The organism is Flavobacterium succinicans (assembly GCF_001662485.1).
GTDB lineage: Bacteria > Bacteroidota > Bacteroidia > Flavobacteriales > Flavobacteriaceae > Flavobacterium > Flavobacterium succinicans_A.
Genome location: NZ_JMTM01000053.1, coordinates 203,223 through 227,427 on the forward strand (window position 1 = coordinate 203,223; position 24,205 = coordinate 227,427).

The 24,205-nt window shown below is 35.1% G+C and carries 16 protein-coding genes; 3 read left to right on the forward strand and 13 right to left on the reverse strand.

Annotation, left to right across the window (positions count from 1 at the left end):
* Positions 1-5 precede the first annotated feature (5 nt).
* From dinB to uvrC, 13 genes are all read right to left on the reverse strand, one after another.
* The gene (gene dinB, locus FLB_RS09845; protein WP_064715781.1) at positions 6-1,088 is read right to left on the reverse strand and encodes a DNA polymerase IV; all 1,083 of its coding nucleotides are present in this window, start codon (positions 1,086-1,088) and stop codon (positions 6-8) included.
* A 156-nt stretch (positions 1,089-1,244) separates the two neighbouring features.
* Positions 1,245-1,730, reverse strand: coding sequence for a septal ring lytic transglycosylase RlpA family protein (locus tag FLB_RS09850; protein ID WP_064715782.1), 486 nt, complete (start codon positions 1,728-1,730; stop codon positions 1,245-1,247).
* A 65-nt stretch (positions 1,731-1,795) separates the two neighbouring features.
* Positions 1,796-2,218, reverse strand: coding sequence for a hypothetical protein (locus tag FLB_RS09855; RefSeq protein WP_064715783.1), 423 nt, complete (start codon positions 2,216-2,218; stop codon positions 1,796-1,798).
* Between the two features lie 101 nt (positions 2,219-2,319).
* A complete protein-coding gene (locus FLB_RS09860) occupies positions 2,320-5,595 on the reverse strand; it encodes a carboxypeptidase regulatory-like domain-containing protein (protein ID WP_064715784.1) in 3,276 nt (1,091 codons plus the stop codon).
* Positions 5,596-6,176: 581 nt separating this feature from the next.
* Positions 6,177-8,960, reverse strand: coding sequence for a TonB-dependent receptor (locus tag FLB_RS09865; RefSeq protein WP_064715785.1), 2,784 nt, complete (start codon positions 8,958-8,960; stop codon positions 6,177-6,179).
* Between the two features lie 411 nt (positions 8,961-9,371).
* Positions 9,372-11,021, reverse strand: coding sequence for a glucose-6-phosphate isomerase (gene pgi, locus FLB_RS09870; protein ID WP_064715786.1), 1,650 nt, complete (start codon positions 11,019-11,021; stop codon positions 9,372-9,374).
* Positions 11,022-11,143: 122 nt separating this feature from the next.
* Positions 11,144-12,364 carry a M23 family metallopeptidase gene (locus FLB_RS09875; protein WP_064715787.1) on the reverse strand — a complete coding sequence of 407 codons (1,221 nt, stop codon included), beginning with the start codon at positions 12,362-12,364 and terminating at the stop codon, positions 11,144-11,146.
* Between the two features lie 86 nt (positions 12,365-12,450).
* Positions 12,451-13,386 carry a tryptophan 2,3-dioxygenase family protein gene (locus FLB_RS09880; RefSeq protein WP_064715788.1) on the reverse strand — a complete coding sequence of 312 codons (936 nt, stop codon included), beginning with the start codon at positions 13,384-13,386 and terminating at the stop codon, positions 12,451-12,453.
* Between the two features lie 4 nt (positions 13,387-13,390).
* Positions 13,391-14,164, reverse strand: coding sequence for a DUF3108 domain-containing protein (locus tag FLB_RS09885; RefSeq protein WP_064715789.1), 774 nt, complete (start codon positions 14,162-14,164; stop codon positions 13,391-13,393).
* 295 nt (positions 14,165-14,459) lie between these two features.
* Complete coding sequence (gene hppD / locus FLB_RS09890) at positions 14,460-15,620, reverse strand: 4-hydroxyphenylpyruvate dioxygenase (protein WP_064715790.1); 1,161 nt, start codon at positions 15,618-15,620, stop codon at positions 14,460-14,462.
* 153 nt (positions 15,621-15,773) lie between these two features.
* Entirely contained in the window at positions 15,774-16,928 is a 1,155-nt protein-coding gene (locus FLB_RS09895) for a homogentisate 1,2-dioxygenase (protein ID WP_064715791.1), read from the reverse strand.
* A gap of 156 nt (positions 16,929-17,084) precedes the next feature.
* Positions 17,085-19,289 (reverse strand): patatin-like phospholipase family protein, encoded by a 2,205-nt coding sequence (locus FLB_RS09900; protein ID WP_064715792.1) that lies wholly within the window; start codon positions 19,287-19,289, stop codon positions 17,085-17,087.
* Positions 19,290-19,309: 20 nt separating this feature from the next.
* Positions 19,310-21,103, reverse strand: a complete 1,794-nt coding sequence (uvrC, locus tag FLB_RS09905; RefSeq protein ID WP_064715793.1) for an excinuclease ABC subunit UvrC — start codon at positions 21,101-21,103, stop codon at positions 19,310-19,312.
* A 176-nt stretch (positions 21,104-21,279) separates the two neighbouring features.
* Here uvrC and FLB_RS09910 point away from each other — a divergent pair, with 176 nt between their 5' ends.
* The 3 genes from FLB_RS09910 to FLB_RS09920 are packed head-to-tail and all read left to right on the forward strand — an operon-like array spanning position 21,280 to position 24,183.
* Entirely contained in the window at positions 21,280-22,308 is a 1,029-nt protein-coding gene (locus FLB_RS09910; protein ID WP_082923262.1) for a succinylglutamate desuccinylase/aspartoacylase family protein, read from the forward strand.
* A 53-nt stretch (positions 22,309-22,361) separates the two neighbouring features.
* Positions 22,362-23,636, forward strand: coding sequence for a pyridoxal-dependent decarboxylase (locus FLB_RS09915; protein ID WP_231891071.1), 1,275 nt, complete (start codon positions 22,362-22,364; stop codon positions 23,634-23,636).
* Positions 23,611-24,183 (forward strand): 5-formyltetrahydrofolate cyclo-ligase, encoded by a 573-nt coding sequence (locus FLB_RS09920; protein ID WP_064715872.1) that lies wholly within the window; start codon positions 23,611-23,613, stop codon positions 24,181-24,183. Before FLB_RS09915 ends, FLB_RS09920 begins: the two co-directional genes overlap by 26 nt.
* Positions 24,184-24,205: the final 22 nt, after the last annotated feature.

The following is a 24,205-nucleotide window of genomic DNA, read 5'->3' on the forward strand; positions in this document are numbered from 1 at the left end:
AAATTTTAAAAATCAAATTGAAGTTGAATTACTACCGTTTTTTTTTGTTCTGTATTTAAATTACTCAGCGCGATCCCCAATAACCGCACTGACTCTTTTAATCGTTCCTGATACAGCAGCTCTTTGACTATGTCAAAAATTAAATTTCTATCCGACACAAAATAAGGCATCGTTTTACTCCTTGTTTGCTGCGAAAAATCGCTGTATTTAATCTTTAAGGTGATGGTTTTGCCAGAAATAGCATGTCTTTGTAATCTTTTTTCTAAGTGAGCAGCAATACTTTCTAATTGTTCGAGCATAAAAATTTCAGAAGACAAATTCACATCGAAAGTATGCTCTGCTGCAACCGATTTAGTAGTTCTTTTGGGCTGAACTGGGCTATTATGAATTCCTCTTACCACATTGTAGTAATAACTCCCAGATTTACCAAAATGCTGTTCTAAAAATTGGAGATCTTTACGTTTCAAATCTAATCCAGTAAAAATACCCAATTGATACATTTTTTCGGTAGTGACCTTGCCTACTCCATAAAACTTTTGAATGGGTAAATTTTCAAGAAACGGAATAATTTCATCACCACTAACGGTTGTTTGCCCATTGGGTTTGTTGAAATCGCTTGCTACTTTTGCAATGAATTTATTCACAGAAATTCCAGCAGAAGCGGTCAGCCCTACTTCATTCAAAATACGCGTTCGGATTTCTTTCGCTAACAAAGTCGCACTTGGATTACCTTTTTTGTTATAAGTTACATCTAAATAAGCTTCGTCCAAAGAAAGAGGTTCCACAAGATCCGTATAGTCATAAAATATGCGCTGAATTTGTTTGGAAATTTCTTTATATCGATCGAATCGTGGCCGTACAAAAATCAATTCAGGGCAATATTTTTTGGCTAAAACACCACTTAAGGCACTTCGAACGCCAAACTTCCTAGCTTCATAACTAGCTGCTGAAACCACCCCTCTATTTTCATTCCCACCAACTGCAATTGGCTTACCTTTCAATGATGGATCATCCATTTGCTCTACAGACGCATAAAAAGCATCCATATCAATATGAATAATTTTTCGTTGAAAAGTAGTAGTATCCATAGGTCAAATATATTCAAAAACAGTAAAACAAAAGCTCAATATAGATCATAAAAAAACCCAGAACTATAAAAATTCTAGGCTTTAATTTAGGAAGAGCAATTCATTATTGTTTGTGATTTGCCCTTACATATGTTAATCTTGGTTTGAAATGATATGCTATTTTTTCACAATAGTTTCAATCGTTACTTTCATTGAACCTGATCCTTTAGATGATGCAATAGCCATGAATGCTTTTTTAGACAAATCAATTTCTCTCGATCTAACAAAGGGGCCTCTGTCATTGACTTCAACAATTACGGACTTTCCATTGGCTTCATTAGTTACTCTAATTTTTGATCCAAATGGAAGCTTCTTGTGAGCTGCTGTCATTTTATGCATGTCAAAACGCTGACCACTTGCTGTCCTTCTCCCATGAAACTTATCAGCATAATAGGAGGCATGACCATTTTTTTTATACAGGACATATTTTACATTAGGCTCAAAAACGGTATCTTTTATCGTTGTTGATGGTAAAAGATTGGTTTTATCTTTTTTTATCGTGTCCTTGCTAATGGTTCCTTTTTCTTTTACAGCTGAAGACCCTTGACCATATACCAATCCAATGATTGTCAATAAAAAAAGCATCGCTAATAATTTTTTCATGCAAACTTTTTTAAATTAATATTGATTTAAAAGATACTGAATCAATTGTCCAGTAGTTTTAAAAATTAAAGCCACAATGACCAAGGTATTCTACTTAAGATTAAAAGTAGCCCAATACCATAAAACAAAGCAAAGGTTTTGAATTTAGCTGAAGAATCAGTTAATTTTTTATGTCTTGACCAACCTATAGTAATTAAGACAATTGCGATAACATTAATTAAAGGATGCTCTAAAGAAGTCAAACGTAAGGCTTTATCAGACATTTGTCCGAATGAAGCTAGCCCCAATGGAGAAACAAAATAAGTTACCAAACCAATAACGAGTTGAAAATGAGTAAAAATCAAAGCAAACAAGGCTATTTTACGATCTTTTGCAGTAAATTCTTTTTTGGAAGTAAAGCCTATTAGCGCATTAGCCACAGCTATTACTAAAATCAACAAAACTAAGTAGGCCCAGCCTGAGTGAAATTTTTGTATAAATTCGTACATATTTTATCTGTTTTAGAATTTCAAATATATGAAAAAAAGAGGTAAAAAAAACCCTCATATCATTTTGAATGAGGGTTTTTTAAGAATTTAAAAATCAGACATTAGTTAAAGGTATAACGAACACCTGTTTGGATTTGCCATCTAGAAGAGTTAAGTCCTACGTCATCTACTTGGTTAATATTGTTAGCCACTGACGGATTATAATTGAAAGTTGGTGTATTTGTTCCAGTAACAAAGCCAACTTGTTGTAATAACAACACTTGATCATTACTTACAAAATAACGTTTTCCCCAATTTTTATTTAACAAGTTTGTAAAGTTAAATATATCTGCAGTAAATGCTATAGTATGTTTCTTTTTACCAACATTAATAGTAAAATCTTGTGCAATTTTTAAATCCACAATGTGACTCGTTTTTAAACGATCACCATTTCTTTCAGCATAATTTCCTTTTCTGCTTCTTAGATATTTATTACCCTCAATGAAGGCACTTAAAGCTTCCCATTGTTGGTCTGGCGTTAACGTATTTCCAGAAACCGTCACCAAATTAATCTCGCTTTTATTTGCAGGTACATAAATTAAAGCTGAATTTTGGAATGTGTCTTGCAATAAACGACCATTGTCATTATACACATAACTAAATGGAGTACCTTGAGCTCCTTCATAAAATGCGCCGATAGTAGTTTTGGTAAAATTAGACCATTTAAATGTCGCAGTTCCATTAACCACTACTCTTCTCCCTTGATCGAAATCAGATCTTGAAATGGTTGGATAATTAGCTCCGTTAACAGTTTCTGTAAAATTCCACTGTGAACTGTTTTGAGAAGAAGTTGCATCAACTAAAACTGTTGATTTACCATAAGAATAAGTTCCTGAAATACTTCCATCTATAAAGTCAGATCTGAAATTTTTAGCCAAAGTAAATGAATAATTGTAAGCACTTCCCTCGCTTGTATTAGAGGCTAAATATACTCCCAAATATGTATTATCTACTCTATTATTTCCATTATAACGAGGCCTTGTATCAGACCCAGTTAAATTACTAGACGCTGATCTTATATTTAAATTTTCGTACTTAATTGCATAAATATTAGCATTATAAGTAATTTCAGAGCTTAAAACAAAACCAAAAGGAAGTTTTTGATCAACTGCTAAACTTGATTTAAAAACTTGAGGTAATCTAAAATCTTTTGCAAAAAGGTCTATATTCCCTCCTTTACCGCCACTACCTGGACGAGGTACAGATGCTGGAAGTCCAGTCATTTGACTACCAACTGTTGGATTAGGATTAAATGTCGGTACTGTAGCTGCTGTAGTTAATTGTACTGAACCCTGTGTAATTCCGTTATTATTGTAAGTTCCTCCAGGCCAAACAAGTGGTAATCTCGAAGTAAATACCCCTAATCCTCCTCTAATCTGGGTTGATTTATTGCCATTTACATCATAGTTAAACCCTAAACGCGGCGCAACATGCACTGTATTTGCAATTGCTTGCCCTACTCGAGCCCCTTTTAGATCTTTACCTGCAGCTTGCAACAACCCAACTGTACGATTATTAAAATCATCATTTACTAAACCATTTTCCCAAACTGGCATATCAAGTCTAAGTCCAAATGTAAACCTAAAATTATCTGACACTTTCATTTCATTTTGAATATATACACCAAATTGTTTGGCTCCAAATTCTGCTGCACCAAGAGAATTATCTCCATCACCACCAATCAATGAATAATTTAAAAGATATCTATTAGCCTTTCTATCATTTAAAAAATCATCTAAATTATTGAATCTATATGACCCAAAATTATTATTAAAGAAAACATTCTTAGACTTAGAAAATTCATTGTGTGTACCAATAGTTATCGTATTAATACCTGATTGTATCTCAAAATTATCAGTAATTGTTAACACATCTTGGTTTAACAAATTAGCAGTTGAAGAAGCCTCTGCTCCAAAGAAAATACTTCCTGGTCCATCTACTATTTGAACCGTTGGAAAAGGAGAACCTGATGCATCACGATTGTCACGAACTCCCGTGTAGGCTACTACTAAATTATTTGAAAATTTATTACCAAATTTAGAGCTTAATTCCAATGCTGTGGAATTAGTTGTTGAATTAAATAACTGACTACCGTTTAAAAAGCTAATCGCTGTAGCAGAAGATCTATTAGGAGAAAAGTTTTTAGCTTTAACATAACTATGTTTAACGGACAATTTATGATTATCATTAATATTCCAATCTAATTTTGCAATTAACTTATCGCTTACCAAAGTTCTCACATTATTCTCGTATGAACCCGGATCATAACCATATGTAGCTAACTTTGTTCTTAATTGCTCAATTCTTGTTAAAGCAGTTTGAGGATTAAATGGCGTCCCACCAATACTTCCTGTATAAGTTGCAATATCAAAAGGTTGCGGCGTTTCATTATCTTGTCTTTCATAGTTAACAAAATAAAACAACTTGTCTTTCAAAATTGCACCACCAGCACGAACTCCATAAGTTTGTGCAGAAAAATCTGCTAATTTTTGTCTCCCATTTGTTCCTGCCAAGGATGGCGGAGTTTTTGCTGCTAAATTTTCATCTCTATTCAAGAAATAAGCAGAACCTTCGAAATTATTTGTACCAGATCTTGTGATTGCACTAATAGCTCCACCTGCAAATCCAGAAAGTTTTACATCAAAAGGAGAAACACTTACTTGAAACTGCTCAATTGCATCAATAGAGATAGGACTAACCCCAGTTTGCCCTCCATTTGTACCATTTGCAGCTAAACCAAAAACGTCATTACTTACCGCACCATCAATATAAATTGCATTAAATCTATTGTTTTGTCCTCCAATAGAAAGCACGTCATCACCTCTTAATTGAGCTTGTGGTGTCAATCTAGCAAAATCAGAAATATTTCTAGAAAGCGATGGCAAAGCATTAATTTTTCTAGAATCTACAACTGTCTGAGAACCTGTTCTTTTAGAATTAAAAGTATTATCTTTTGAAGACTTAACTACAACTTCCTTTAATTCATTAGAATCACTCACTAAAGATACTTTGATACTTTTTGATTCTCCTAATTGAAGATTTATATCATTATCTTTATACGGTTTAAAACCTACATAAGATATAGTAACCTCATAAGGTCCCCCAACTCTCATATTAGAAATTCTGTAATTCCCAGTAAAATCAGTAGTTGTACTGTATCGAGTTCCTGATGGTGTATGTACCGCCAAAATTGTTGCTCCTGGCAATGGTTGTGGATTCTTTTCATCATCAAAGACTACACCATTAATAGAAGAGGTCGTATTTCCTTGTCCATAAACATCTGGATTTGAAAACACAAAAAATGCAAATAATAAAAATAACTTGAATAGATTTCTCATGCTTTTTGGTTTGATTAATATTCTTGGCAAAATTCTAACTTTTAGGATTATTTTATGTTAAGCCAATGTTAACATGATTAATACGTCTGTTGATTTACAAACAATTAGATTATTTATCGTTTTTTTGTTAAATACTACAAAATGCCTAATAAAAAATGGATAAAAATCATCAATTTGTTACACTTATAACATATAGAACCATTTGAAAAAATAAAAAAAAGTGAAGCAATAATGAATCTATGATCAAAAAAAGTGAAATTAAATGTGAAATCACAACCTACTAGATTAAAATAGGATTCAAAACAGCTCAATTCCTACATATATAATCATAATGTATAAGGTTATTTTTATGATGCTTTTTGTAAGTAATTGCTAGAAATAAAAATCACTAAAATCAACAATACCTTATTTAATTTCAGCTCCTTATACAACTTCTCTTGGAGCTATCATTTGCACAGGTCGCAATGAAAGAAATTGGAACTTAACTTATATTGAAACAAAAATCAGAATCCTATGGATCGATATATAGCATAAAAAAACCGCCTCAAATGAAGCGGTTAAAAAATTTGTTTTTTACGGATTTAGAAATTATAGATCAAACTGAAGTTCCAAGTTCTTCCAAAGCCAAAGAATACTTGATTACCATCTGCAACACCTTGATACGTTCTTCCTAATTCTTCATAGGTTTTACCTCCTGAAGCAATATCATTAGCAAAAATATTGGTTCTAGATTCAGCAATGTACGTTTTATCTAAAACATTGTTTACATTTAATCTAAAGTTGAATGATTTGTCATTATGTTTCCCAACTAATAATTTATAAGATACTCCCATATCCAACAAGCCGTAAGAAGGCAATTGCAATGATCCTTTGTTATCAGCTAGTGTAAACTTATCTGGTGAGATAGAAGCATACAAACGATCTGAATATCTATAGTTCGCATCTACCTTAAATCTTTCGAACACTTCATAAGTAGCCCCAATAGAAGCGGTTAGCTGCGCAGCATCACCAACTTTTACACCATCCAAATACAAAATACTTGTTGATCCTCCACCAATGGGGTTATTGGAGATATCAAATCGTCTGCTTTGACTATTCCCGTCATATTGCCAATCTCCAATAGAGAACATACCGTTTACTTTTAGTTTTGGGGTTACTCTAGCATTAGCTTCTAACTCAAAACCTGTGTGTACTTGTGTAATACCAGAGAAATCATAATAGCCTCCTTGATTATCTACCGCTTGATCTGAAGCTCTTTGGTATCTGTCTTTCCAAGTAGTATGATACACATTTACATTGGCATTAAAAAATCGAGAACGAAAACCATAGCCGGCTTCCAATCCAACAACTTTTTCATTGGTTAGGTTGTCATTAACTATTGAAGCATTATTTGGATAAACGGCATTAAAGAAAGGTTGTTTCGAATAATATCCTGCATTTACAAATACATTATGTTGCTCATTGATATTGTAATTGGCTCCCCCTTTAATATTTCCTCCTAAAATATTTTCGTAATTTGTAGAAGACAAATCAGAATTGGATTCATATTTAAAGAAATCGTCTCTTCGAAATCCTTGTTGCGAAACAGCTCCTTGAACAAAAGCCGTTAAATTATCATTACTATATTCTAATTGTGTAAATGCACCATACCATTTCACCAATCCATCATTATTGAAACCAAGTTTCGGTTGATTGCTTTCACTAAAAAATGGATTCCAACTTGGTTTCGTTGAAACAGTATTATAAATTAAATTAGGAATTTGAACTCCAGAAGCATTCACATTATTTACATTACTATTATCAGAATATCTATCAGAACCCAACAAGTTAGTAAGGGTTTGGTAATGCATTCCGCGGTAAGCTCTTGCATCTACCCCAAAATCAAGCGTGAAATTTTTAGATAATTTCTTATTCAAATTCAATACTCCACCATACCAGTCGTGTGAATTAACATTAGAAATTTGACTAATCCCGTTGGTGGCATTATTAGCAGTAGAACCAGTACTTTCATAAGCACCATTTACTTGCGCTCTTGTGAATGTTTTTCCGCCAATAGTTACAGTTTGTCCTGAATTGTACGCTTGGATTAAATCCACATTGATTAAGCCCTCCGGAGTTCGTAACGCATCATGAAATTGCCTGTTTCCTGCAATGGCACCCGTACCATTGGTTCCACCGCCACGACCCCAAGACCCATAGACTACAGCAGACATTTTAGTGGTTTCGTTAATGTCATAATCCCAGTTTACAGACATTACAGGTTTATGATAGTAGTTGGTATTAAAACTAAATTCCTGTCCATTTAAGTATCCCCAATCAGAATTGTATTTAATATTCGGTTGCCCGTTTGCCCCATATTTTAAGTAATTTCCAATAGTAGGCGCTGTGTTTCTTTTGTTATGCCATTGTGGGGCACCCGTAAAAGTAAATTGAAAATCATGTTTTTTATTAGCGGTTTTATAACCTAAACCAACAAAATAATTATATCCTTCAAATTTTGTTCCATCCACATATCCATCTCCTGAAGTACGACTAAACAATACAGAAGCCGATAAGCCATTTTCTAATACCCCAGTAGAATAACTTGCGGTTGATTTCAAGTATAGGTCATTACCAAATCCTGTAACCAAAGACCCACCTTCCTTCATGTCTGAAGTTCTAGTTACAACATTTATAGTACCCCCAACCGAAGAGATGGCCAATTTAGAAGATCCTAAACCACGTTGCACTTGCATGGCCGAAGTTACATCAGACAAACCTGCCCAGTTACTCCAGTACACTGCACCGTTTTCCATATCATTAATCGGCATACCATTTACCATTACTGCGATATTTTTTTGATCAAACCCACGAATATTAATTCTGGAATCGCCATAACCTCCGCCTGCTTTAGTGGCGTATACTGAAGGTGTGTTCGCCAAAATTTCAGGAAATTCTTGGGACCCCAATTTTTCTTGAATTTCAGCCGCTTTAATTGTTGATACCGCTACTGGTGTTTTTCTGTCTTTAGCAACATCAATCACGGAGCTTTTTACAACAATTTCTTTCAGTTCATTAGAATTTGAAGTTAACAGTACCGCTCCAATATCCTTAGTGGCACCATTAGAAACTGAAAAATGAACAGTTTTGGTTTCAAACCCAAGGTATGAAATAACTAATTCCCCTGAACTTGCCGTTGTAGTCAAAACAAAACTACCATCAAAATCAGTTGTTGTCCCTATTGACGATCCTTTAATCACAATGTTAGCTCCTGGTAATGAGCCGTCATTATCTTTAATTTTTCCTGTAATTTTTCCTTGTGAAAATGCCGTTGAAAAAGCAAAAACCATCAAGCAAAATAGCACATAATTCTTAATTTTCTTCATTGTTTTTTTGTGTTGTTCTCTTTAAAAATCATTTTTTTGCAAAATTCAGTCATTAAAAACGGCGCAATGTTAAGCCAATGTTAACTAGGGTTAACACTATCTTAAAACGACTATTATTAATATATTACCCGTATTTTATGTTAATTTAACAGCCTATTGAATCAAAAATTAAGTCTAAATTCTACCCTACACTTTTTTACGTAAAGTATTTTATGGTTCACTTATAAAATTGGCAATTAGACCTCTTAAAAAAAACCTAATTCTTCATGCAAAACTTAAAATTTTTAAAAAGAAAATAGCTTTTCAAAAAAAACAGCCAAACCATCCTCCTCTTTTTTAACCTATCATATTCCAAAAAAAAAGTCTCGAGCAGAAAACCTGCCGAGACTTGTAAATTGAAATTATTTATACCTAATTTTTCTTATTCTTAAGAAAGTGATTCAATAAAAAAGAAGTTGAACTGTCGTGGTTTTTCACTTGTTCTGTTTCTATTTCTTCTAAAATAGAATTAGCCAATTGTTTTCCTAATTCCACTCCCCATTGATCAAAACTAAAAATGTTCCAAACAACTCCTTGTACAAAAATTTTGTGCTCATACATCGCAATCAAAGCACCAAGAGATCTTGGAGTAAGCTTTTGAATCAAAATTGTATTGGTTGGTTTGTTTCCAGTAAAAACTTTAAAAGGCAAAAGATAAGAAGCTCTATCTGCAGCAAGTCCTTGCTTATCAAATTCTGCTTGTACCTGAGCTTCGGTTTTACCATGTAATAGTGCTTCGGTTTGAGCAAAGAAATTAGACATTAATTTGTCATGATGATTCCAATCGCCATACAAAGGTTCTACAAAACCAATAAAATCAGAAGGAATCAATTTAGTTCCTTGATGAATTAATTGAAAAAAAGCATGTTGTGCATTGGTACCGGGTTCTCCCCAAATTATGGTACCTGTTTGGTAATTCACTGGTTTACCATCTCTTCCTACACTTTTACCATTACTTTCCATCGTTCCTTGTTGTAAATAAGGCGCTAATTTTTGTAAATATTGCGTATACGGAATCAAGGCTTCGCTTTCAGCACCAAAGAAATTATTATACCAAACACTCAACAAACCTAGAATAACAGGGATATTATTTTCGAAAGTAGTGGTTTTAAAATGTTCATCCATTTCATTGGCGCCACCTAATAAAGCTTCATAATTATCGTATCCAACGGCTAAACTAATAGACAAACCTACAGCGCTCCATAACGAAAATCTGCCTCCAACCCAATCCCACATTGGGAATACATTATCAGGATTGATTCCAAATTCGGTAACTTTTTGCATATTGGTAGAAACCGCTACAAAATGTTTCGCAACATCTTCTTGTGTAGCCGATTGTAAAAACCATTTTCTGATGGTTTCGGAATTTGTCAACGTTTCTTGTGTCGTAAATGTTTTTGATACAATTACAAACAAAGTCGTTTCTGGATTTAATTTTTTGATAATCTCATTAGCATGATCCCCATCAACATTCGAAACAAAATGAACATTCAAATGGTTTTTATAAAATTGCAAAGCCTCAACTGCCATCACGGGTCCTAAATCCGAACCTCCAATTCCAATATTTACAATATCTGTAAAAGCTTTACCGGTGTACCCTTTTCGAATGCCTGAAACCACTTCATTCGTAAAGGTTTTTATTTTCGCCTTTACTTCATAGACTTCAGGAATCACATTTACTCCTTCAACATTTATAACTGTATCTGCTTTGGCTCTAAGTGCCGTATGCAAAACTGCACGATTTTCTGTTTGATTGATTAATGCCCCTTCAAAATAATCTGAAATAGCCGATTGCAAACCACATTCATTAGCCAATTCGACTAATAACTGAATAGTCTCTTTATCTATATTATTTTTGGAATAATCTAATAAAAAGTCTTCCCAAATGATGTTGAATTGCGCAGCTCTGTTAGTCTCTTTCTGAAACAACTCTTGCAATGTAACTGATTTTAATTCAGCAAAATGCTTTTGTAATTTTTCCCAAGCTACCGTTTGGGTTGGATTGATTGTATGTAAGGCCATGTGCTTAAATTTAATGCATTTTTAATAGATGCAAAATTAAGCAATTAACTTCAAATTGATGGTTATCCTTAGTTTAAACAAACAACAATCTACGAAAACGATATAATAAAAATGAAGGTCGTTTATAAATTGGCCACACTATCCAATTCAAACTTTAGGGGCTTTATCTGTTTGAAAAAACGTTCTTTGGCCGCTCCATTTAAAGGCTCTCCATTGGGCAACTTCAAACGCAAAGGATCGACCTGTACTCCATTCTTCCAGAAGCGATAGCACACGTGTGGACCTGTTGCCAATCCTGTACTTCCAACAAGTCCTATTGGCTGTCCTTGGGTTACTCGTTGTCCTCTTCGTACTAGAATTCTAGACATGTGTAAATATTGAGTAGCGTATGTTCCGTTATGTCTCACTTTTACAAAATTACCATTACCAGCGGTATAACCTGTTTGCTCAACCACTCCTGAAGCCGTTGTTGTAATTGGCGTTCCATGTGGGGCAGCATAATCGGTTCCTTTGTGGGCTTTCCACGTAAGTTGAACTGGATGAAAACGATTTGCTGAAAAACGCGAAGACAATCGACTAAACTTAATAGGTGTTTTCAAAAAGAAATTTTTCAAGCCTTTTCCTTCTTCATCATAATACTCGATTCTATTAGACGAAGGATTGGCTACAAATGGAAAAGCATAAATAATTTTCCCTTTGTATTCAAAAAATGAAGCCTCTAAGCTATCAACACCATCATAAATTGAGTCATTAATGTAACGCTCTGTGAAAGTTATCGCAAAACGATCGCCTCTTTTTAATTTAAAAAAGTCAATAGACCAAGCATAAATTTTTGCAATTCTGCTTGCTAATCCGCCTTCAACTTTGGCACTTTCTAGCGTTTCAGAAAGAGAACTTTTCAAAACACCACCTATGGTTCTTCTTTTGATGGTGATGGGTTTTGTTTTTTTGTAAGCTTTTGCTATTGAATCTCTAAAATCAACCACATAATAATGAAGAGCGTCGGGTTGATATACAAAAACAAGTAACTCTTTAGTTTTATTTTTAGAACGCAAAAGTGTGTAGGGCTTATTGTTTCGTATGGTTCTTACATCAAATGAATCTTTGATTTGCTCTACTAATTGAAATACTTTTTTGTTACCAATATTTTGTTTTTGAATAATACTTCCAAAAGTATCGCCGCTTTTTAATGTATCCTGCACCACATTAAAATCAGAATAAGTAAATCCGAACTCTTTCTTTTTAGAAAGAGGTTTTGTTTTGACTTCACTCCAAACTTCTTCTTTTTTGGTACATGAGAAAAAAACCAAGGAACATAACAAAAGGATTGCGAAACGTTTCAATATAATGCTTATTTATTCAAATTATTTAATTCATTTAGTAGAGGCGATTTGATCAAATCAAAAATCTATTCCTTATAAAGGCAAGATTATAATTCAACTCCCCAATTGGCCAATTCTTCAGCACTCCATAATTCAGGAAAAAATATACGTCTTTGATATTTTGGATGCATGTATTTTTTCCAATCGCTTCCACCTGTCGCTTCTCCGTCTCCTAAGCCACTTGATTCTATATATTTTTTGGCTGTATTCAAATGTTGCATTACCCAAGTTACATTTACCGTATAATCATACTCCCTCATGGCTTGCACAAGTGCTGGATTTTGCTGGTCTTGATCTGGCAGCTGCTTGAATTTCTGCCAAAGATTTATCGTATTGTATTCCTTCATTTGAGCAATAAACGAAGCTTTGTATTTTCGTTCAAATTCTTGTAATAAATAGGATTTATCTCCCGTTTCATGATCTTTCCCAGCCGCCTGCCAATACAAGTGTTCAAAAGCGTGTTCAAAAGGAGTATTGCGATCAATAGATGCTCTGAATCTAGCGTCAATCAAGTTGATCAAATCAGTTGAAGCAAATTCAATCATGCGGTATTGTGCGCTTTGAAAACCACTTGCTGGGGTCAACGTATTTCTAAATTTCATGTATTGTTCTACTTCCATTCCGTCGCCCATAATATCAAACGAAGTGGTGAGCATTGTAAAATATCGACTTACACGCATTAATCTTTCGGTAAAAAAAGCTGTCTGAATTTGTTCGCAATAAGAGATTTGCTGCATCTCCCAAAGAATCATTTTGAACAACAATTCATTGACTTGATGGTACATTATAAAAACCATTTCATCAGGCAAAGTTGTGCGTTGTATTTGTAAATTCAAAAGTGCATCCGTTTGAATATAGTCCCAGTAGGTAATGGGTTTAGACCATAGTAATCCTTCTAAATGTGTTTGGGTTTTTTGATGGATAGATTGAAATTTTTGATCAATATCTTCTAGTAAGGAAGCGGTGTTTTCTGAAATAGTCATTCTTTTAATTTACTTTTATCTTAAACGGATGTTTTAGTCCTTTATAGGCATCTAAATCGGCTTTTATAGCACCAACAGCTAACTCAGCTTTAATTCGTAAAGGGATTTTGTTTTCATCATTTGAAATCCAAACCGTCAAACTCTCTTTCTCTTTAAAGACACGGCCAGATTGCACCAAGGGGCGAAATATCATCGCTGAAATCACGCCAAATTTAGTTGTAATATCTTCACGACCTAAGAATTTTAACTTAAACTTTGTAGTTTCATCGTCAAAAAACATATCAATCGCCACAGACTCCCCCACTTTTAATTTGTCGATAGTAGGGAAATTTCTAAGATAATAAAAAGTAGAAACGATGTCCTGAGTACCTTTGGGAAAAGAAAATGTTTTTTCATTTTTATTTTTATAATCTTTCACCACAATTTTATTGGTGGCTTGATTAAAAAAACCTTCTTGATTTTTGGTATAACCGCCTTCGTCTATTCTTCGAACAAATTGGTACGGATATCCAGTAGTTTTATCGAAATAGCTTTCGTATAAATCATCCACTTTAAAAAAGAAACGAGACATCCCAGTAGTATATCCTTTACCCACAACATGGTAAACTGATTTTTGATTAATTACCGCATCTTTGACTTCTAATGTGGCAAAACCAGCGTTTATAAAACCATAATGTATCCTGAATTTGAACCATTCCCCCGAATCGAAAGCTGATGAATCCTGAGAATCGAAGCTGACTGTAATGACCAACAAAAAGAGTAATAGTAGTTTTCTCATTAGTTAAATTTTGAGCTTTATAGAGATTCTCTTGGCAAAAATGATTCCAAATGTATTAAAACAAAAAAACCCAGTCAAATTAATGACTGAGTTTTTATGCTATTAACTAACCAAAAAACTATAAATTATGAAATTTATAATACCCATGAAAGGAAACCACCCCTTTCATTTGTGAGTACAAAGATAAAACACAAATCCATATTTTTTGAGCTAAAAACTGAGTTTAACACAACATTTGCAAAAAATTAGCTTTTGGTTTAGTTATTTTTTTTGATTATGCAAAAAAAATGGCTTTTTACAGCGTTCCTCGCAATTGTTGCTCTCTTTCTATTGATTCGAATAAAGCTTTGAAATTACCTGCACCAAATCCTTTGGCTCCCATTCGTTGAATAATCTCAAAAAACAAGGTAGGACGGTCTTCAACTGGCTTGGTAAAGATTTGTAATAAATACCCATCCTCATCTGCATCGACCATGATGGCTAACTTTTCGATAACGGCTAAATCTTCTTTCATCATACTCATGTGCTCACCCAAACGTTCTGGAATGGCTTGGTAATACGCATGAGGTGGCGCTGACAAAAATTCTACACCACGAGCTCTAAGTTCAGTTACTGTGGTAATGATGTCATCGGTAGCAATAGCAATGTGCTGCACGCCCGCTCCTTCATAAAAATCTAAATATTCTTCAATTTGTGAACGCTTGTTTCCTTTGGCGGGTTCGTTGATTGGGAATTTAATTCTTCCGTTACCATTACTCATTACTTTACTCATCAAAGCAGAATATTCGGTATGGATTTGCTTGTCATCAAAAGAAAGGAAATTCACAAATCCCATTACGTCTTCGTACCATTTTACCCAAACATTCATTTGGTTCCAACCCACATTTCCTACCATGTGGTCGATGTATTTTAGTCCAACAGAAGTTGGGTTATAATCCGATTTCCATTCTACAAATCCTGGAAGAAAAGCACCCGTGTAGTTTTTACGTTCTACAAACATATGGACGGTTTCTCCGTAAGTATAAATTCCAGCGCGAACTACTTCTCCAAATTCGTCTTTTTCTACGGTAGGTTCCATATATACTTTTGCGCCACGTTTGGTGGTTTCTTCAAAAGATTTACGAGCATCTTCTACCCAAAGTGCCACGATTTTTACGCCGTCGCCGTGTTTTTTTACGTGTTCTCCAATTGGGGATTCGCTAGTAAGAGCGGTAGTCAACACCAAACGGATTTTGTCTTGTTTTAGCACATAAGAAACTTTGTCTCTTGAGCCTGTTTCTAACCCGCAATATGCGTGCGATTGAAATCCGAAAGCAGTTTTATAAAAATGAGCGGCTTGTTTAGCGTTACCCACATAAAATTCTACGTAGTCGGTACCCATTAATGGAAGGAAATCTTGTGCTCCTTCAAATATTTTCTCTAATCCGTATTCTACTGATTGTACTTCTTTTGCCATTGTATATATTGTTTGTTTCGGGGTTTCCGAAAATGTTGTTGATTAGTTCAAAGCCTAGCCCTGATGGAAGCGGCATCCTGTGGCTCCGGGGTTCGGAGCCACAGATATAGCGTACAGCAGGAAATAGCTCCTTATTTTTTTAATTGTTTTTTACTATACCCAAGATTTGTAGTACTGTCCGTCATCAAGACCCATAGCTTCTTCGGTAACCATTAAAGGACGAAACGTATCGACCATTACGGCTAATTCTTGCGTAATGGTTTGACCAATGCTTCGTTCCATAGCTCCTGGTGCTGGCCCGTGAGGAATTCCTTTTGGATGCAAAGTGATATGTCCTTGTTCGATATTATTACGGCTCATAAAATCGCCATCTACATAATACAGTACCTCATCGCTATCGATATTGCTGTGATTGTAAGGTGCAGGAATGGCTTTTGGATGGTAATCGTACAAACGAGGCACGAAAGAACACACTACAAAAGTAGCCGTCTCGAAGGTTTGGTGTACTGGTGGCGGTTGGTGCACACGACCAGTAATAGGTTCGAAGTTGTGAATGCTAAAGCCATAAGGAAAGTTATAGCCATCCCAACCAATAACATCAAAAGGATGCGTGGCGTATACCACCTCGTGCATCATCCCTTCTTTTTTGATTTTGATTAAGAAATCGCCTTTTTCGTCGTGCGTTTCTAATTCGGTTGGCAATTTGAAATCACGTTCGCAAAAAGGAGCGTGCTCTAAATGCTGACCTGATTCGTTTTTATATCGTTTTGGTGTATAAAAAGGCGCGAAAGATTCAACATAAAACAAGCGATTCTCAGTAGTATCAAAATCAATTTGATAAATCATTCCGCGAGGTATGATGAGATAGTCTCCATATTCAAAAGGAATGTTACCCATCATCGTTCTTAGGGTTCCGCTTCCTTTGTGGATGAAAATCATTTCATCGGCATCGGCATTTTTATAAAAATAAGAGCGCAAGGATGCTGTTGGAGCGGCCAAACCAATGGTACAATCTTTATTGACCAACATAGGTTTGCGGCTTGCTAAGAAATCATTTTCGGGTAACAATTCAAATCCTTTTAGCAATAATGATTTGATGTTTTTGCCGATAGCAATTTTGGGTTCTACCGAATAAGAATTTAGTATTTCTTTGACCTGAGTAGGTCGGTGTACATGATATAGTAGTGACGAATGACCGTGAAAACCCTCCGTACCGAATAATTGCTCATAATACAATCCCCCATCAGGTTTCTCGAATTGTACGTGGCGTTTTTGAGGAAAATCTCCTAGTTTATGATATATTGGCATTTTTTAAAAAATTTAGATTCAACCTAATTGTATTCCTTAAAAAATAGTGCAATCATTCTGGATTTCTCTTAATAAGAAATTGCAGATAATCTAATAAACCTTGCCATGTTGTTTTCATGAAAGCAAATGTCGTAATTTTTTTGATATAATTTACGATTAAAAAACATATCCTATACTGAACCACGCAAATCCTTTAGGATCCTCAGGAGACCAAGAATACTTAACCTCAATAGGACCTAAGATTGTTTCTAAGCCATAGCCCACAGCATATCCTGAATACTTAGGAATAGAAAACCAATCTAAAGAACTAAAAATTTCTTCTCCAACATTGGCAAAATTTGCCGAAAAATTAATGTGATTTTTTTTATAGAACTCATAATCTAAAGTCCCTAATGTTTTAATAAAACTATCTCCTCCAATACTCAAAAAGTCATAACCATAAAAGGGTTTAAAGTTATTCACTGGCGTAAAACCATATCCCCCGAGAACAAAATCAAAAAATGGAATACTTTTTTTCCCAATAGCCAATCCAGCATCAGTTTGAAATTTAAAAATTAATTTAGGTTGAACTTTAAATGCGACGGCAAAATCCGCTTTTAAAATGGTGAAAGGATTAAATTTATTGGATTGATTGGAAGACATTAAATAAGAGTGAATGTCTCCTGTAAAAGCCCATCCCTTTGTTGGAAAATACTTATTATCAAACGCATCATATTTTAAGTATCCAAAAGCACTGAAATAGGTGCTGTTATCTAAATCAGGCGTGTTTTTGGCAATGGTTATGGGAATAATTTTTAAATACTTGTATTCGAGGCCTGCGCCAATTAAGAATTTTTGCACAAACACTGATTGAAAATAGGCTTGATTATTCCAGTCTTTAAAATCAATGTTTATTAGTGATAAATCACTGTCACCATTTGCATTGGTTTGAATCGTATTGGACACATTTCTATTAAATTGATTAAAAGTAGATTTAAATCCAAAACTAATATTAAAGCCATTATCTACATAGTAATCTAGATTGTATCGCAAATTATCCCCAATAATTAAATCCAAAGATGCATTATCATTTTTGAAGAAAAGATTTTTCTGGGTAATGTTAGCCAAAACAGCACTTTTGTACAATCCATCATAGTGCAGGCCAAATTTCAACAATGTTTTGGTTTCATTTTCTTTAAGATTCAAGACCAACGTTTCTCCGTAACCATCAGGCTCAAGAGTGTAATTAATAGCATTAAAATTTTGCGTTGCGTTTATGGTATTTATTCCTCTTTGCAATTTATCATACGTAATTACTGTACTAGGCTTGAATCGGAGCTTTCCTTTAACATAAGCGCTGGTGAAATTAGTAAGCTCATTTACTTTAATATCGGCCACAAAAATACTGTCTGAACTCACTTTCATTTTTGGCTTTTGATAGGGTGGGTTTTCAGTGGCCAAAGCTTTCAATTTTTCATAAACCGCAAAAGTAGCCTCCTCACCTTTAACAATAATTTCTTTACCTTTATCAAATGAGACTACACTAAAATCTTTGATGTCTGGCTTAATATAGATTGTTGTTTTCTTAACATTGTCCTTCATGCGCTCGATCATGTTCAAATTACTAATCTGAACCAAAATTTTTGTCGCGTTTTTTAGAGCAGTTCGATCTTTCAAACCGTCTTGAACATCTACTCCAATGATAATATCGGCTCCCAAATCTTGTACCTCTTTGATTGGATAATTATTTACAACACCTCCATCAATCAAAATTCTTCCGTCTATTTCTACTGGCGAAAACAAAGAAGGAAAAGCCGAACTGGCCAGCATAGCTTGCGCTAAATTCCCTTTATTGAGTACTACTTGTTCTCCATTTTCAATATCTGTAGCAATACAGAAAAATGGAATGGGAAGTTGATTAAAATCCTTAATATCTTTCACATTTCGGGTGAGTCGTGTCAATAAATTAAAATTGTACATCCCTTTAGAAAGCGCCTCAGGAATTCCAAATCTGAATTTATTAAAAGGCAAAACGATGGCATACAACTCATCGTTTCTTTTTACGTAGAAATTTTTTGTCCCTCTTGGAATGTAATCATTGATGAGTTCATCAAAGTTAGTGGTATGAAAAATTGAATCTATTTGGGCAGCAGTATAGCCCGAAGCGTAAAGCCCCCCAATCACAGCCCCCATACTGGTACCGCCTATATAATCAATCTTGATTCCAGCTTCTTCAATAACTTTTAGCACCCCAATATGTGCAAACCCTTTGGCGCCACCACCACTTAATACCAAACCTATTTTTGGTTTTTTATCCGGGTTTTGCGCAACTAGTGAGAAACTGCAAAGTAATGAAATCCAGATAATCAAGAGTTTCTTCATAAATTGGAGATATTATACCGTTATTTTGTCTTGTAAAAGTCGGAAATTTTTTTGGCTTTCGACACTCCTATAACGTCAGAAATTTCTTTTTCTGTTGCCAATTGCAATCTTTTAACACTTTTGAAATGTTGAATTAAGGTAGTCATTGTTTTTTCGCCTATTCCTGGGATACTTTCAATCGATGAATTCAAGGCGGCTTTGCTTCGTTTGTCACGATGATGTGTGATTCCGAATCGGTGGGCTTCGTTTCGCAATTGCTGAATCACTTTTAGTGTTTCGGATTTTTTATCCAAATACAATGGAATGGAATCTCCAGGGAAAAAGAGTTCTTCCAATCGTTTGGCAATGCCAATGATGGTAATTTTACCTCTCAATCCAAGTTCGTCAATACTTTTTAAGGCCGCAGATAATTGTCCTTTTCCTCCATCAATAATAATCAATTGTGGTAACGGTTCTTTTTCTTCCAATAATCGTTTGTATCGTCGGTAAACCACCTCCGTCATCGAAGCAAAATCATCGGGTCCTTCGACGGTTTTGATATTAAAATGACGGTAATCTTTCTTGCTAGGTTTCCCATCTTTAAAAACCACACAAGCCGAAACAGGATTCGTTCCTTGAATATTTGAATTATCAAAACATTCGATATGTCTTGGCTCTACAGGCAGTCGCAAGTCTTTTTGCATTTGCGCCATAATGCGATTGGTATGACGATCCGGATCAACAATCTGTAATTGTTTCAGCTGTTCTATGCGATAAAACTTAGCGTTGCGAATAGACAAATCCAATATCTGTTTTTTGTCGCCCAATTGAGGCACTGTAATTTTGATGTTTTCCCCCAAATCTATGGCGAAAGGAACAATCACTTCTCTGGACAATAAATGAAAGCGTTCTCTAAGTTCTACAATCGCTAATGCTAACAACTCTTCATCCGTTTCTGCTAATTTCTTCTTGATTTCCATAGTATGCGAACGAATAATCGAACCGTGGGAAATTTGCAAGAAATTGACAAAAGCCGCACTTTCATCCGAAACAATCGAAAACACATCAACATTCGTAATTTTCGGATTTACAATCGTAGAACGGGATTGGTAATTTTCTAGAACCTCAATTTTTTCCTTTATTTTCTGTGCTTCTTCAAACCGCATTTCGCTGGCCAAATCGACCATCATTCGTTTAAAGTCTTTTAAACTTTCTTTAAAATTCCCTTTAAGGATTTCGCGTATGGCATCTACTTGTTTTTGGTACTGTTCCAAGCTTTCGTGACCTTCACACGGGCCTTTGCAATTGCCAATATGGTATTCTAAACACACTTTAAATTTCCCACTATTGATGTTGTTTTGGCTCAAATCAAAAGTACAAGTTCGGAGTGGATATAACTCTTTAATTAATTCTAAAATCGTATTTACGGTCTTGAAACTCGTATAAGGACCAAAATATTCGGAACCGTCTTTAATCATTCTTCGAGTAGAAAAAATACGCGAAAAAGGTTCTTTTTTGATGCACAACCAAGGGTAACTTTTGTCATCGCGAAGCAATACATTATAACGAGGCTGAAGTGTTTTGATTAAGTTGTTTTCTAACAACAACGCATCGGATTCTGTGGGAACTACAATGTGTTTGATGGTCACAATTTTTTTGACCAACACATTGGTTTTAGCCGTATCGTGAATTTTATTAAAATAAGAAGATACCCTTTTTTTTAAGTTTTTGGCTTTGCCTACATATAAAATTTTACCTTCCTTATCATAATATTGATACACTCCTGGATTATCAGGAAGGGTTTGTATTTGAAGGGCTATCGAGGGTTGCGTCATTGTAGTTTTAGAAAATTCGCTATTGCTTTTTATTCTGAACAAATTTAGTAATTCTATTTTTCTAAAACTTCTGCGTTGGCTTTTTCTTTCCTAAGACAAAAATGATACAAAGCGATTCATAAAATAAAGCCTTTTAATGCTTAATAATTTTTATATTTAGCCCATTAAAGTTGGCTATGAGAAGTTTAAAACCAATAACGATTTTTGGCGAAAGCATTTTACCTGGAGAAAACAAAACCATCAACGTAGAGATGGCGAGACTCCACACGACTACAAAACTCAATATTCCCATCATAGTTCGTCGGTCTAAATTAGAAGGCCCAGTAGTACTCTTTTCAGCGGGTATTCACGGAGATGAAATCAATGGAATCGAAATCGTGCGACAACTCATTAGCAAAAAAATAAACAAACCCAAACGCGGCACCATTATTTGCATTCCTATAATTAATATGTATGGATTTGTGAATCGTTCCCGAGAATTTCCTGATGGTCGTGATTTGAATCGTTCTTTTCCAGGAAGCAAAAAAGGTTCATTGGCGAGTAGATTTGCCTTTCACATCCTCAACGAAGTTATGCCCGAAGTGCATTATGCCATTGATTTTCACGCGGGAGGCGCGAGTCGTTTTAATGCACCACAAATTCGCTTGGCCGAAAATGATGCTGAATTAAAGCAATTAGCCGATGTTTTCAATGCTCCTTTCACTTTGTATTCCAAAAACATTGCGGGTTCGTTTCGAAATTCTTCTACTAAAATGAAGGTAAAAATGCTCCTTTTCGAGGGTGGAAAATCATTAGACATTAATAAGGAAGTGGCCAATGAAGGGATTAATGGTGTAAAACGAGTCCTAGCCTACCTAGATATGTTAGACCCCAAACACACTGTCGAAATTCCAGAAAACAAAACCATTTACATCGAAAAATCGAATTGGGTTAGAGCCAAATGTTCTGGAATGCTTCACGACTACAATACTATAGGTACGTTTGTAAAAAAAGGAACTGTTCTCGCGACCATAACCGACCCCTTTGGGAAATTTGAACGCAAAATCAAGGCACCCAATGATGGTTACGTAATCAACAGCAATCAATCGCCTATAGTTTACGAAGGAGATGCTATTTTTCATTTGTCTACTTCGTTGGTGACTGAAAAAAACAAAGCAACAAGCCATCCCGAAGCACAAATTGTCTCATTTATAGAACCAAAGTAAATCAACCAAAACCTAACAAAAGTCATATTCTAATTCTAAAACGCCATTTACCTTTGCAGAAAAACAAAGGTATGTTGTACTGGAAAAAACTAGATCAAAAAGAACGCAAAACGCGCATTCAAAAAGCATTAGAAGAAAATGTAAATTTCTCTAAAGACATTTCTTTGGGTTATCCAGCATCAAAACTAGACGGAAAAGTTTTTTATGACGATGCGCCTTTTTTACAAGAAGCGCCTACTTTGCAAACCTATGTTGCCAATCCTAATCACATTGGTTGCCATACCTTGGGGACCTCCGAAAAAGCCTTCAAAGGTACCCAACAAATAGAGCGTGACGTTTTAGATGTAATAGCTGTTGACATTTTCAAAGCCAAACCCAATTCCTACGACGGTTACATTTCTCCTGGAGGAACCGAAGCGAATATTCAGGCCATTTGGATGTATCGCAATTATTTTATAAACCAAAAAGGAGCGCAACTACACGAAATTGCCATCGTTGCTTCAGAAGATACACACTACTCCATTGCCAAAGGCTCCAATGTTTTAATGATCGATTGGATTAAAGTTCCCGTTTCTTTTCATCAAAGAGAAATCGATTCCAATGCTTTGGAACAATTGCTAATCGATTCCAAAAATAAGGGTAAAAAACACTTTATTACCGTTGCGAATATGGGAACCACTATGTTTGGTTCTGTAGATGATCCCGAAGTGTACTGTGCGCTTTACGAAAAACACCATTTAGAATACAAACTCCATATTGATGGGGCGTACGGTGGATTTGTCTATCCGTTTAGCAATCCTCAATCGACCCTTAATTTTAGTAATCCAAAAATTAGTTCGATTACCATCGATGCGCACAAAATGCTACAATCGCCTTATGGTACAGGGATTTTTATTTGCCGAAAAGGATTGATAGAAAATGTCTTGACTAAAGAAGCCGAATATGTAGAAGGAATGGATTTAACGCTTTGCGGAAGTCGCTCGGGTTCTAATGCCGTTGCAGTTTGGATGATTCTATTTGCTTACGGTCCTCACGGTTGGTTCGAAAAAGTAAGCGTGCTGCAAATGCGTACACAATTTTTATGCAATGAATTGGACCAACTCAACATTCCGTATTTCCGTGAACCTTTTATGAACATCGTAACGCTCGAAGCAAAAAACATTGATCATGCTTTAGCTGAAAGATTTGATTTGGTACCCCAACAACACAACGCCGAAAACAAATGGTACAAAATAGTGCTTATGGATCATGTAGAAGTCGAACATTTGACTACTTTTATAGCCCAATTAAAAGCAACTATGCATGTTGAAAAAAGAATTACGGCTTAAATACAAAGCACTCAGAAAAGCACTTAGTGAAAATGACATAGAATCGATGAGCTTGGAAATCGCCAATCAAGCTTTATCGCTTCCTATTTGGGACAAAACCTATTTTCATATTTTTTTACCTATTGAGCCCCAAAAGGAAATCAATACCGAATATCTTTTACACATTTTAGCTGGAAAAGACAAAGAAATCATTCTGTCAAAAAGCGATTTCGAGACCCGAAAAATGACGCATTTTTTATTGACAGAAAACACCAAAATCGTTAAAAACGACTATCAAATTCCAGAGCCCGTCTCAGGTATTGCCGTTCCTTCCAAACAAATAGAAGTGGTGTTTGTACCTTTATTAGCCTATGACAAATTGGGTAACCGAGTTGGGTACGGCAAAGGATTTTATGATCAATTTCTTTCCGAATGTTCTCCCGAAACTTTAAAAATTGGACTATCCTTCTTTGAACCCGAAGAACAGATTCGCGATGTTTTTGAAAATGACATCCGATTGGATTATTGTGTAAGCCCACGCACCATTTTTAAATTTATCTTAACATAAAATGAGATACTTTTGTACCCAA